Here is an 11,177-nt window from a genome sequence, read left to right as displayed (position 1 = left end):
CCGGGGCTGCTGCGCAACCCAACGCGGGGCAAGCCCGCTCGCCACACGCTGTGTTTCAATCTGGGAATACGCCCATTAAAAATAGTGAATCGCGACGTTTGCCGGTGGCGAGGTCATGATCGACAACTTCGCCGGCTAAGTCGCATTGAGGCACTCACATGAACCAACTTCTCGCCCTGCGCGCCTTTGTCCGTGTCGTCGATACCGGTTCGTTCAGCCGTGCGTCCGACCAGCTGGCGCTGCCACGCTCCACGGTCAGCAAGCTGATCACCGACCTTGAAAAACACCTGGGCCTCAAGTTGATACACCGCACCACCCGCGCCCTGGCGCCGACGTCCGAAGGGCTCGAATACTATGGCCATGCACGCCGGCTGGTGGCTGAGCTCGATGAAGTGGACAGCGCCGCGCGCGGGCAAATCCTCAAGCCCGGCGGGCATCTGCGCGTGGACGCACCGGCCTCGTTTGCCAATTGCCTGTTGATCCCGGCGCTGGTGGATTTTCATCGGCAGTACCCCGACATCACTATTGCCCTGGGGATCAGTGACCGTGCCGTGAATATCGTCGGGGAGGGCGTTGACTGCGTGATCCGTGCCGGCACGCTGGACGACATGGCAATGATCGGGCGCAAGGTGGCTGACCTTGAGTACCTGACCTGCGCGGCGCCCAGTTACGTTGCCCGCAGAGGGCTGCCGGTCTCGCCCGAGGACCTGCAGAACAACCACCTCAAAGCCGGTTATTTCTTCACCGGCTCGGGCAAGCCGGAGCCGCTGATTTTCGAGAAGGGCGGGCAGCGTATCGAGGTCAACGGCTGCGCCTTCTCGACCAACGAAGGCAATGGCCTCAAGGAAATGCTGCTCGCCGGCCTTGGCGTCGGGCAGCATTTGACCTCCATCGTGCAGTACTACCTGGACACCGGCCAGTTGGTCAGCGTATTGCCGGACTGGTCGCGCCCGCCCACGGCGCTGCACATCCTTTACCCGCCCAACCGTCACCAGAGCGCACGGCTCAAGGTATTTACCGAATGGGTGATGCATACGTTCGGTGTCAGGGAATAATCGCGGTCACACGAATCTCTACACGCATGGTCGGCAGACCCAGCGCCTGCACGCCGACCTGCGTCCAGATCGGCGCGTGGTCGGGCATGTAGCGCCGGTACTGCTTGACCATCGCCTCGTTGACCTCCGGTGGGAAGCCACCGACGTGGTAGGAGTTGACGTGAATCACATGCGCCCACTGCGCGCCAGCGCTGGCCAGGGTGCGCTCCAGGTTATGAAAGGCCCGGGCGATTTCTTCGCCGAGGTCGGCGGGGATCTGGAAGTCATCATCCCAACCGCCCTGGCCGGAGGTTTCCACGCGGTTACCGACTTTGACCGCCTGGGAATAGTGCAGGTGTTCGCGCAGGTAATCGCCATAACCTGGGGTGACAAAAAACTCGGGTGTGCTCATGGTGTTTCCTCGGTTCAGTACAAGACAGGGCGAATGCTAGTGGACTGAATGCGCGAACAACATCCCGGTTTTTTGCCATGACTATCTATCGGTTTGCACAATCGGCTTGCGGTAAAGCCCTATCGCCAGGCCGCTGATGATGACCGTGATGAAGACCAGGTGGGGCGTAGAAATGCGCTCGCCCAGTATCAGCATCGAACTGCCGATGCCGAATACCGGTATCAGCAAAGACAGCGGCGCCACGGTCGAAACGGGGTAGGCCTTGAGCAACGAATTCCAGCCCCAATAGGCAAAGTGCGTGGCCAGGTAGACCTGAAACAGGATCGACATCACCGCCGTGAGGTCGAGGCTGGCGGGCACGTTCTCGAACGCGGTGCTGCCGTGCATCCACCAGGCCATCAGACACAACGGCACCGGCGGAAACAGGCTGGCCCACACCATGAGCGAGAAAATTTCCTTCACCCCCGACGCTTTGATGATGATGTTGCCGATGCTCCACGCCAACGCGCTGAGCACGATCAGCAGCACGCCGAGCACCGCATGCTCGCCGTCTTGGGTGCAGATGATCCCCGCCAGCCCAATCAAGGCGAGCAACGCGCCGACCCACTGCGCACGGCGAATGTTTTCCTTGAACAACAGATAGCCCCAGCCCAGCGTGAAAAACACACTGAGCTGAATGATCATCGAGGCGATTCCAGGGCTGACGCCTGCCTGGATGCCGTAGTTGATCACGCCCCACATGCCCAGCCCGAAGATAACGCCATAGGCCGCCACATAGCCGAACTTGACGGCGGGGCGCTTGATGAAGAACACCAGCGGCAACGCGGCGAGGGTAAAGCGGATGCCGGTCAGCACAAACGGGTCGATTGAGCGCAAGCCCAACTGGGTAATGGGGAAGTTCAAGCCCCACACCAGGGTGACGAGCAGGGCGAGGGCGAGGTGTTGCTTGTGCATGAGCGGGCCTTTGAATGGGTTGATCCGGGCCATCATGCTAGGGCGAGGCCGTATGGCCCGCTTGCTTTGTCAGGTCATAATTTGACACTATCGGGCCATGCTCCCGACATTTGAAGCCACTGACCCTGAAGCCGTCGTCACGCTGCGCGACTATGCGTGCGGCACCGTCTTCGAGCGGCATACCCATGCACGCGGGCAATTTGCCTACGCCTCTACCGGTGCGTTGCGGATGTTCACCGACCTCGGCAATTGGGTGGTGCCGCCGCAGCGGGCGATCTGGGTGCCGGGCGGTGTGCCCCATGAAATGCACATGCGCGGCGATGTGGTGATGCTCAATACCTACCTCGATGACCAGGCTGCCAAGCGGGCAGGGCTGCGGGATCGTTGCCAGGTATTCGAGGTGTCGCCATTGCTCAGGCATCTGTTGGAAGCGGCACTGGCGATCGCGCCGTCGGCTGCGATTACGGTCCGTCAGCAGTGCATATTGACGCTGTTGATCGATGAAATAAGCGCCATGCCCGAAGTGCCCCTCAGCGCGCCGTTGCCTGCCGAGCCACGTCTGGCCCAGGCTTGCCGGCGTTTTCTGCAGGCCCCTGCGCAGACCATCTCCCTAGATGAGATGGCCCAGTGGTCGAACATGAGCCGACGCACCTTCACTCGCCATTTCCACGAAGGCACCGGCATGACGTTTGTGGCCTGGCGTCAGCAGGTCTGCCTGCTTGAAGCCACTGCGCGGCTCAGTCATGGCGCCTCCATTACCGAGGTGGCGTTGGGGTTGGGGTTCAGCAGTTCCAGCGCCTTTACCGCGGTGTTCCGCCGAAACCTGGGAGACGCGCCCGCGCGCTACCTGGCCAAATCCAGGGCAGCGTCTGCGTTCTGAAAACGGCACACGTCGGTCAGGATTCACCTTCACCAAGGTCATGCTTTGTTACTATCGCCGTCCATCGTCACCAGGAGTCACCGGCCCATGCAACACCAGTGGGATGAAATGCACCGCACCCGCAAGCCCACGTTTGTACTGTGCGGCGAGCCTCAGGGGGATGTGCTCAATCTCTACGTTCACGGTTATTCGGCCTTCTTCAACCGCCAGCAACTGGGCAATTTCAAGCAGCAGCTGGCGAGCATCGAAGGCTCGACCAACCTGATGCTGTTCTGGCCGGCGGGGCATTTTCTCGAAAACCTGTTTGCGCCCTTCAAGGATGTGATCACCTCGATGCTTGGCGGCGGCGGCCTGGGCGCCGCAACGGTGGGCGTGGGCAAGGCGATTGCCTATTTCCTCGACCATTACAAAAGTGTCGAGGCGCGCGTCGATGAAGTGGCCAAGACCCTGTTGCCTGAACTGGCCAGTTACCTGCACGCCGAGTCGCTGGAGGTACGGCGCATCAACCTCATCGGGCATTCGCTGGGCGCGCGCATCCTGGTCAAGAGCGTGCTGGCCAGCCCCGAGGTGGCTCGCGAACTGCCGCTGAATAACCTGTTGCTGATGGGCGGGGCGGTCTGTACGTCGAGCCCGTGGGATGAAGTGTCGGCGCCGCTCAAGGGCCGTGTGATCAACTGCCACTCCAGCAAAGACTGGGCGCTGGCCATGAAACCGGACACCGAACGTTGCATTGGGCGTTATGCAATTGATGTCACGCCGGCGCTCAAGGCCAAGGTCACCAATGTGCACCTGGCGACGTTCGACCATGCCGCCTACTGGCCGCAGCTGAAAACGGTGGTGCAATACACCGACCTGTTGCAGGAACGGCGCGGCATGATCCGCGCCGATCAGCGCAGCACTGAAGTGCGCTTTGCCGAGGAGGACGTGGAGTTGTTCCCGGCGTTGGTGCAGGCGCGGCCGGACGAGTTGAAATTCCTGGCCGAATTGATGGCGCAAAAACGCAGTGCATCGATCGATGCCGGCGTGCGCGAACCGCTGAAACTGGCCATCGAATTGCAGCGCATGGGCGGTGACAGCTTTATGAACCTGGCCCGTGGCCATGGCGTGAGTTATCGCCAGATCGCCGAAGATGTGGCGCAGCGCCTGGGGATCAAGTTTGACCAAGCGCTGGAAACCGTCGCGCTGGCGGACATCGAGTCCCAAGTCGCGGAGAAACTGATCGAGCAATACAAGGACAAGCTCAGCCGTGCGGACCGGCAAGCCTTCGACGCCGAACTCAAGGCGGCCGCGCAAAAAGAGCAGGGCTTGTTCAACCGCTTCGATGTAGGCCGCTCGGCCACCACGGCCTTGAGTGGCACGGCGTTGGCGGGGTTGACCGGGTTTATCGTGCGCCGCGGTGCCGCCACGGCGATTCCGGTGGTGGGCCAGGCATTGGCCGCGGCGATGCTGCTGGTGACGGGCGTGCGGGCGTTTTCCGGCCCGGCGTACTCGATTACCACTTTATCGGTGTTGATGATCGGCATGATTCGCCAGCGCATGGCGCGCGAGGCGCTGAACCAGGAGATGGACCTGGTGGTGCAGGTCGTGGACACGTTCCACCTGCCGCGGGAGACGGTGATGCGCACGGTCGTGTCGGACTGATAAGCTGCGGCTCTGACTTGTACGTTTGCCTGGGATACCGCGTGAAATTCAGCCTGCCGAAAATCGCTACTGCCCCATTCTGCCCGCCGGAAGTGGCCGGCTCCGTCATCGTTGACCCCAAGGCTTCGTTTTTCAAACGGGCGCTGATGTTCGCCGGCCCCGGCCTGCTGATTTCGATTGGCTACATGGACCCCGGCAACTGGGCCACGGCCATCGAGGCCGGCTCGCGCTACGGGTACAACCTGTTATTCGTGGTGCTGCTGGCCAGCCTGGCAGGCATGGCTGTGCAATGCCTGTGTTCACGGCTGGGCATCGCCACCGGCAAAGACCTGGCGCAACTGTGCCGTGAGCGCTACAGCAAACGCTCGGCCCGCACGCAGTGGGTGCTGGCGGAAATTTCGATCATCGCCACCGACCTTGCCGAGGTGCTCGGCTGCGCCCTGGCGTTTCACCTGTTGCTGGGCGTGTCGCTGACCACCGGCATCGTCATTACCGCGTTCGACACGCTGTTGATCCTGGCCTTGCAAAACCGTGGTTTCCGCCGACTGGAAGCGATCATGCTGGCGCTGGTCGCGACCATCGGCGTGTGCTTCTTTATCGAACTGGTGCTGATCAAACCCTACTGGCCGGACGTGTTGAGTGGCTTCGCCCCGTCACTGTCGGCCATCAGCGACGCTGCGCCGTTGTACCTGGCCATCGGTATCCTGGGTGCCACGGTAATGCCGCATAACCTTTACCTGCACAGCTCCATCGTGCAAACCCGGCTGATCGGCAAAGACCTCGCCAGCAAACAGGACGCGGTCAAACTGGCGCGTATCGACACCATCGGCTCACTGGCCCTGGCTTTGCTGGTCAACGCGGCAATCCTGGTGCTGGCCGCCGCTGCGTTCTACAAGACTGGCCACACCGACGTGGTCGAGATTCAGGATGCTTACCACCTGCTCGACCCACTGGTGGGCGGGGCTTTTGCCAGTGTCCTGTTTGGTATCGCGTTGCTCGCCTCCGGGCAAAGTTCGACCTTCACCGGCACGATTGCCGGGCAGGTGATCATGGAGGGTTACCTCAACCTGCGCATTCCCTGCTGGCAGCGTCGCCTGATCACCCGAGGCCTGGCACTGATCCCGGCGTTTTTGGGGGTGTGGCTGATGGGCGACGATGCCATTGGCAAGTTGCTGATTCTGAGCCAGGTGGTCCTCAGCCTGCAGTTGCCGTTCGCGCTGTACCCACTGATCCGCATGACGGGTGACAAGCAATTGATGGGGCCGTTTGTGAACCGCCTGCCCACGCGGCTATTGGCGTGGTTTCTGTTTGCAGTGATCAGCGGGGCGAACGCGTGGTTGATCGGGCAGTGGTTGTTTTGAATCACCGGTCCCAATACGGCACCGCGCCAAAACACTCGACAAAATAATCAATCACCGTGCGCACCTTCAATGACAGCCGGCGGCTGCCGGGCCATAACGCGGCAATCTGCTGCGGCTCAAGCGTCGTCGCCACGTCGTACTCGGTCAGCACCGCCCGCAAGGTGCCGGCGCGCAAGCCTTCGCCGATCAGCCAGGACGGAAAGACCACCAGCCCCAGGCCTTGTTCGGCAGCGTGGGTGAGGGTGTCGGCGTGGTTACCTGTGATCGGGCCTTTGACGCTGTAGGGCGTCCAATCGCCCTGGTCGCGGCGGAAAAACCAGCGTTGCTGGCCGGTGATGCCCTTGTAGGCCAGGCACTGATGGTTGACCAGCTCATCGGGGTGGCGCGGTGTGCCATGCCGGGCCAGGTAGGCAGGGCTGGCGGCGATGCGAAAGCGCTGCGGCGCGAAGATGCGCGCCTGCATGCCGGAATCGTTGAGCACGCCGATACGAAACAGCAAGTCGGTGCCGTCTTGCAGTGGGTCGACGTAGGTGTCGGTTTGCTGGATATCCAGTTGCAACTTGGGATAGCGCCGGCACAGCTCGCCCAGCCACGGCGATAGATGACGCTGGCCGAACACCATCGGCGCGTTGATGCGTACCAGGCCGCTGGGTTCGCTTTCCTGTTCCTGCAACGCCTGGCCGGCTGTTTCCAGTTGTTCCAGCATCAAGCGCGCATGATGCCCGAGCAGGCGCCCGGCCTCGGTAGGGCTCACGGCGCGGGTGTGGCGGTACAGCAGCTGTTGGCCGAGTGCCTGCTCCATCAACTGGATCTGCCGAGAAATGGAGGAGGGCGCCAGGCTTTCCCGGCGCGCGACTTCAGAAAAGCTGCCGTGATCCAGCACCGCGACAAACAGGCGCAACGCCTTGAAACTCAATTCATTCAAGCCCTGCATCATGGTCTCCAAGCTGTGCGTTATGCGCAAAGGTGTTATCCGCATGCTCCCATTTATCGCACAGCACGGCCACCGGATAATGCGCGCCATGTCTACTTCTTGAAGCGCAGGTGATGTATGCAGGCAAGTTCGATCGAGGGTGTGGCTCAGGCCACGCCGAAGAAAAACCTTCTACGGCTGTTGTTGTTGCCGTTGGTGATTTTGGCGGGCATGGGCCTGTCGGTGGAGGCCGGGTTGCTCGGGCCGCTTGGCGTACAGGTAGGCCACTTGTGGGCGACCTTGAGCATCTTCGGCGTGGGCACGGCGATCCTGTTTTTGCTGTTGCTGTTCAGCGGCCCGCAAAAAGGCCCGGCGCTGACCGACCTGCCACGCTGGCAGTTGATCGGCGGCTTCCTGGGGCCGATGTATGTGGTGGTGTTGACGTTGGCCACGCCGCATATCGGTATCGCCATGACCATGATCGCGATCCTCTCGGGCCAGGTGGGCAAGAGTGTGTTGATCGACCATTTCGGCTGGTTTGGCACGGCACGCAAGCGGGTCAATGGTGAGCGCTGGATTGCGTTGGCGCTGATTGTGGCGGCACTTGTTCTGATTGCACGAGGGTAAGGCGATGAATCTGATTCTGTTGTTGGTACTGGTGATTGCCGCCGGTGCGGTACTGAGTGTGCAAGCGGCCATTAACGGCCGCCTGGGCCAGGCAGTGGGCGTATTGCGCAGCAGCTTGCTGACCTTTGCGGTGGGCGCAATCACCACGGCGCTGTTGATTTTCTTTTTCGAGCCGGCCCAGGCCGTCAGCTTGCTCGAGGTGCCCAAGTGGCAACTGACCGGCGCGCTGTTCGGCGTGGTGTACATGATGGTGATGGTCGGCGCGGTGCCCATCGTCGGCACGGCGGTGGCAACGGTGGCGGTGATCGTCGGGCAGTTGGGCATGGGCATGCTGATCGACAACTTCGGCTGGCTGGGTAACCCGGCGATCGAACTGTCGGGCAGCCGTATCGTGGCGATGCTCTGTCTGGCGCTGGCGCTGGTGTTCATGTACCGCAGCAATACCCGTCAGGCCGATTAATGGGCTGAACCTTGCTGCGTTGCCGGGAGTCATTGCTTAAGGTGCTGCGTTCGCAGCACTTGGACGACCATGAAAAGGAGTCTGACCATGCCAGATAAAACCTGTGCTTGCCCACACTGCAAATGTGTACTGGGCGCCGACGCGGTAATGAAGGACGGTAAAGGCTATTGCTGCCAAGGCTGTGCCGAGCACCATGCCCATGGTGAGCCGTGTATGGCGCCAACGGGCTGTGAGTGCGCCAAGTCGGCTCACGGCTAAGCGTGTTGGCGGGAGGCCGGGTGTTACCGGCCTCTTTTCAGTGGGGTTTGAGTTCGAACCTGACGCTGTGGTCGGCCAGGCGCTGACGGCCTTTGACCACCGCGCTGATCCGCCGCCCCTGGAGCGCAAACACCACGGTTTGCGCCGCGTGCAGATCATCCGGCAGCGGCTGGAACACCCGCAGCACGGTGCGCTCCGGTGTGCGCTGAACACTCACCTGGCACTCGGCATGCTTGGCCATCGGTCCGAATAAGGTGTCCTGGGTGTAGTCGATGCGCGCCTTGCCATTGACCGGTTCTGATCCGTCCATTGTTAGAGCTCCCTACTCTCAAGGTGTAAGCAAGTGATCGTTGCGGGCAGTAAAAATTCACTCGGATTGTGGGGCGCCGGTCATTACCATGGCGGCTCACCCTTGATGATGTGTAGCCCATGGCCCTGGCCGCGCCCCCCGACCTCAGTGATCACGCCGTGCCCGTGCAACCCCTGGCGCGCACCTACCCGCGTGGGTTGTACGTCGAGCCCCACAGCCACGACTGGGGCCAGTTGCTCTACGCCATGAGCGGCGTGATGTGGGTCGAAACGCCTCGCGAAGCGCTGGTTGTGCCGCCCCAGCGCGCGGTGTGGCTGCCGCCGGGCGTGGAGCATGGCATCCGCGTGGTCTCGGACCTGCAGATGCGCAATATCTACCTGCGCCCGGCCCTGGCGGCGACGCTGGACAGCCAGGTGCAGGTGATTGAAGTCGGCGGGCTGTTGCGCGAGCTGATCGTCACCTTGGTCGACCAGGGCGACAACGGCGATACGGCCTACTACGACGCCGTCGTCGGCCTGGCCCTGCTGGAATTGCAGCGGGCCCGTCGTTCGCAGATCCGCATCGCCATGCCGGTGGGCGCCGACCGTCGCTTGATCAACGCCTGCCAGGCGGTGATGGCGGCGCCGTCGCTGAAGGTCCCGTTCGAGCAACACGCCGAGGCCGCCGGTGCCAGCGTGCGCACCCTGGCGCGGCTGTTCCAGAACCACCTGGGCATGGGCTTTGCCGAATGGCGCCGCCAGGTGCAACTGGCCACGGCGGTGGCGGAGCTGATCCAGGGCCAGTCGGTGAGTGGCATTGCACGGTCTCTGGGCTATTCGCCCAGCAGCTTCAGCGACATGTTCCGGCGTGAACTTGGCGTGGCGCCGTCGCACTACACAGGTTGAGGGTTTGGCCGAAATCCTGAAGCACTTGGCCGATGCTTCAGGCAGGCGCTCACTACACTGAGCGCATCAACCTACAAGGCGCCGTCCTCATGAACTACCTGCTTTCCCTCGCCATCGGCCTGTTTGTCGGCGTGATCTACGGCGCCTTGGACTTCCGCTCACCCGCGCCGCCTGCCATTGCCCTGGTGGGCCTGATGGGCATGTTGCTTGGCGAGAAACTCTGGCCCATGGGGCGCGAGTGGGTCAGCGGTTGGTTGTCCTGATTCCCTTTTTTCCCTTCGATGGATATTGGCCATGAAAGCACTGCAATTTTCCGCCACCGGCGACCTTGCCGCCCTGAGTTTCGTTGACGTCGCCAAGCCTGTGCCGGCTGCCGGTGAAGTACTGGTGCAAATCAAGGCTGCCGGCCTGAACCCCAGCGACGTCAAGAACGTGCTCGGTCGTTTCCCATACACCACATTGCCGCGTATTCCCGGCCGGGATTTTGCCGGGGTTGTGGTCGAGGGGCCGCAGGCACTGGTCGGTCAAGAGGTGTGGGGCACCGGGCGCGACCTCGGCTTTTTCGCCGATGGTTCCCACGCTCAATACCTCACCGTGTCGGCCAAGGGTGTGGCGCATAAGCCAACGCATTTGAGTTTTGCCCAGGCTGCCAGCCTTGGCGTGCCCTATACCACCGCGTGGGATGCACTGGAACGAAGCGGTGTGGTTAAAGGCACGCGGTTGTTGGTGATTGGCGCCAATGGCGCCGTGGGCAGCGCGGCCTTGGCATTGGCGAAAATCCGGGGTGCGCAGGTATTGGCGGCGGTGCGCAAGGCTGATCAGGTCGAGGTGCTGCAGGCTCAAGGGTTTGAGGCAATTACGCTGGGCAAGCCGGAAGAGTTGGGCGCGCAGGTTAATGCCGTGTTCAAGGGCGGCGCGGATGTAATCTTCGACACCACCGGTTTCTGGTTGCCGGCGTCTGTTGCTGGTTTGGCGCCGTTCGGCCGTATTGCAATTATCGCCGCACCGGTGGATGGGCATGTGCAACTGCCGGCTCTGGCGCTGTATCGCAAAGGCGGTTCGGTGGTGGGGATCAACTCGTTGCTCTACAACTGCGAGCAGTGCGCGGTGATGCTGGAGCAGTTCGGGCGTTTTTTTGATGAGGGGTCGTTGCCGTTGCCCACTGGCTTGCGCGAAGTGGCGTTGGCGGATGGCGTGCAGTGCTACGAAGAAGTGAACACGGGCAGTGCGGACAAGATCATCTTTGTGCCTTAACTCACTCGCCAATGTGGGCGCTGGCTTGCCTGGGATGGCATCACCTCGGTTTGAGTACATATCCGTTGCTGCGGTCACGGCCACTTAGGGTTCCGCTCTTACAGCGGGTCACTTTTGGCAAACGCCCCAAAAGTAACCAAAAGGTCTTTGCCCCACCACTCGGTGCCTCGCCTAGGCTCGGCATGCCCG

Annotated in this window: 14 protein-coding genes; 10 read left to right on the top strand and 4 right to left on the bottom strand. The window is 61.9% G+C overall.

Features of this window, described 5'->3' with window-relative positions; genetic code table 11:
* Window positions 1-158 precede the first annotated feature (158 nt).
* A complete protein-coding gene (locus AACV02_RS30620) occupies window positions 159-1,055 on the top strand; it encodes a LysR family transcriptional regulator (protein WP_119736045.1) in 897 nt (298 codons plus the stop codon).
* On the opposite strand, the gene AACV02_RS30615 is transcribed toward AACV02_RS30620, so the two are convergent.
* Together AACV02_RS30615 and AACV02_RS30610 are read right to left on the bottom strand one after the other, a co-directional pair.
* Window positions 1,045-1,446, bottom strand: a complete 402-nt coding sequence (locus tag AACV02_RS30615) for a RidA family protein (RefSeq protein ID WP_106579622.1) — start codon at window positions 1,444-1,446, stop codon at window positions 1,045-1,047. The genes AACV02_RS30620 and AACV02_RS30615 overlap by 11 nt on opposite strands.
* A gap of 81 nt (window positions 1,447-1,527) precedes the next feature.
* Window positions 1,528-2,400: an EamA family transporter gene (locus AACV02_RS30610; protein WP_119736116.1), complete on the bottom strand. Its 873-nt coding sequence runs from the start codon at window positions 2,398-2,400 to the stop codon at window positions 1,528-1,530.
* Between the two features lie 97 nt (window positions 2,401-2,497).
* Between AACV02_RS30610 and AACV02_RS30605 the strand changes: the two genes are divergently transcribed.
* From AACV02_RS30605 to AACV02_RS30595, 3 genes are all read left to right on the top strand, one after another.
* Window positions 2,498-3,280, top strand: coding sequence for an AraC family transcriptional regulator (locus tag AACV02_RS30605; protein WP_119736043.1), 783 nt, complete (start codon window positions 2,498-2,500; stop codon window positions 3,278-3,280).
* 87 nt (window positions 3,281-3,367) lie between these two features.
* A complete protein-coding gene (locus tag AACV02_RS30600) occupies window positions 3,368-4,921 on the top strand; it encodes a DUF726 domain-containing protein (protein ID WP_119736041.1) in 1,554 nt (517 codons plus the stop codon).
* Window positions 4,922-4,962: 41 nt separating this feature from the next.
* The gene (locus AACV02_RS30595; protein ID WP_106579625.1) at window positions 4,963-6,282 is read left to right on the top strand and encodes an Nramp family divalent metal transporter; all 1,320 of its coding nucleotides are present in this window, start codon (window positions 4,963-4,965) and stop codon (window positions 6,280-6,282) included.
* Window position 6,283: 1 nt separating this feature from the next.
* Here AACV02_RS30595 and AACV02_RS30590 read toward each other — a convergent pair whose 3' ends face one another.
* Window positions 6,284-7,216, bottom strand: a complete 933-nt coding sequence (locus tag AACV02_RS30590; protein WP_119736039.1) for a LysR family transcriptional regulator — start codon at window positions 7,214-7,216, stop codon at window positions 6,284-6,286.
* A gap of 117 nt (window positions 7,217-7,333) precedes the next feature.
* Between AACV02_RS30590 and AACV02_RS30585 the strand changes: the two genes are divergently transcribed.
* From AACV02_RS30585 to AACV02_RS30575, 3 genes are all read left to right on the top strand, one after another.
* Window positions 7,334-7,822, top strand: coding sequence for a DMT family transporter (locus tag AACV02_RS30585; protein WP_094952967.1), 489 nt, complete (start codon window positions 7,334-7,336; stop codon window positions 7,820-7,822).
* Window positions 7,823-7,826: 4 nt separating this feature from the next.
* On the top strand, window positions 7,827-8,282 hold the full coding sequence (locus AACV02_RS30580) for a DMT family transporter (RefSeq protein WP_106579628.1): 456 nt from the start codon (window positions 7,827-7,829) through the stop codon (window positions 8,280-8,282).
* Between the two features lie 87 nt (window positions 8,283-8,369).
* Window positions 8,370-8,540: a metallothionein gene (locus AACV02_RS30575; protein WP_106579629.1), complete on the top strand. Its 171-nt coding sequence runs from the start codon at window positions 8,370-8,372 to the stop codon at window positions 8,538-8,540.
* A gap of 37 nt (window positions 8,541-8,577) precedes the next feature.
* On the opposite strand, the gene AACV02_RS30570 is transcribed toward AACV02_RS30575, so the two are convergent.
* Complete coding sequence (locus AACV02_RS30570) at window positions 8,578-8,850, bottom strand: hypothetical protein (RefSeq protein ID WP_119736037.1); 273 nt, start codon at window positions 8,848-8,850, stop codon at window positions 8,578-8,580.
* Between the two features lie 119 nt (window positions 8,851-8,969).
* Here AACV02_RS30570 and AACV02_RS30565 point away from each other — a divergent pair, with 119 nt between their 5' ends.
* The 3 genes from AACV02_RS30565 (at window position 8,970) to AACV02_RS30555 (ending at window position 10,988) form a co-directional block, all read left to right on the top strand.
* Window positions 8,970-9,734 (top strand): AraC family transcriptional regulator, encoded by a 765-nt coding sequence (locus tag AACV02_RS30565; RefSeq protein ID WP_119736035.1) that lies wholly within the window; start codon window positions 8,970-8,972, stop codon window positions 9,732-9,734.
* Window positions 9,735-9,823: 89 nt separating this feature from the next.
* Window positions 9,824-9,997 (top strand): DUF1427 family protein, encoded by a 174-nt coding sequence (locus AACV02_RS30560; protein WP_106579632.1) that lies wholly within the window; start codon window positions 9,824-9,826, stop codon window positions 9,995-9,997.
* Between the two features lie 31 nt (window positions 9,998-10,028).
* Window positions 10,029-10,988: a quinone oxidoreductase family protein gene (locus AACV02_RS30555; protein WP_119736033.1), complete on the top strand. Its 960-nt coding sequence runs from the start codon at window positions 10,029-10,031 to the stop codon at window positions 10,986-10,988.
* The last annotated feature ends 189 nt before the right edge of the window (window positions 10,989-11,177 follow it).

The sequence above is a fragment of the Pseudomonas sp. Larv2_ips genome, assembly GCF_963879675.1.
In the GTDB taxonomy this organism is placed as follows: Bacteria; Pseudomonadota; Gammaproteobacteria; order Pseudomonadales; family Pseudomonadaceae; genus Aquipseudomonas.
This window is presented reverse-complemented; position numbering and strand designations above follow the sequence as displayed.

Coding starts and splice junctions, on each gene's coding strand:
- AACV02_RS30620 (WP_119736045.1), top strand. CDS start 159: ATGAACCAACTTCTCGCCCTGCGCGCCTTTGTCCGTGTCGTCGATACC.
- AACV02_RS30615 (WP_106579622.1), bottom strand. CDS start 1,446: ATGAGCACACCCGAGTTTTTTGTCACCCCAGGTTATGGCGATTACCTG.
- AACV02_RS30610 (WP_119736116.1), bottom strand. CDS start 2,400: ATGCACAAGCAACACCTCGCCCTCGCCCTGCTCGTCACCCTGGTGTGG.
- AACV02_RS30605 (WP_119736043.1), top strand. CDS start 2,498: ATGCTCCCGACATTTGAAGCCACTGACCCTGAAGCCGTCGTCACGCTG.
- AACV02_RS30600 (WP_119736041.1), top strand. CDS start 3,368: ATGCAACACCAGTGGGATGAAATGCACCGCACCCGCAAGCCCACGTTT.
- AACV02_RS30590 (WP_119736039.1), bottom strand. CDS start 7,216: ATGCAGGGCTTGAATGAATTGAGTTTCAAGGCGTTGCGCCTGTTTGTC.
- AACV02_RS30585 (WP_094952967.1), top strand. CDS start 7,334: ATGCAGGCAAGTTCGATCGAGGGTGTGGCTCAGGCCACGCCGAAGAAA.
- AACV02_RS30580 (WP_106579628.1), top strand. CDS start 7,827: ATGAATCTGATTCTGTTGTTGGTACTGGTGATTGCCGCCGGTGCGGTA.
- AACV02_RS30575 (WP_106579629.1), top strand. CDS start 8,370: ATGCCAGATAAAACCTGTGCTTGCCCACACTGCAAATGTGTACTGGGC.
- AACV02_RS30570 (WP_119736037.1), bottom strand. CDS start 8,850: ATGGACGGATCAGAACCGGTCAATGGCAAGGCGCGCATCGACTACACC.
- AACV02_RS30565 (WP_119736035.1), top strand. CDS start 8,970: ATGGCCCTGGCCGCGCCCCCCGACCTCAGTGATCACGCCGTGCCCGTG.
- AACV02_RS30560 (WP_106579632.1), top strand. CDS start 9,824: ATGAACTACCTGCTTTCCCTCGCCATCGGCCTGTTTGTCGGCGTGATC.
- AACV02_RS30555 (WP_119736033.1), top strand. CDS start 10,029: ATGAAAGCACTGCAATTTTCCGCCACCGGCGACCTTGCCGCCCTGAGT.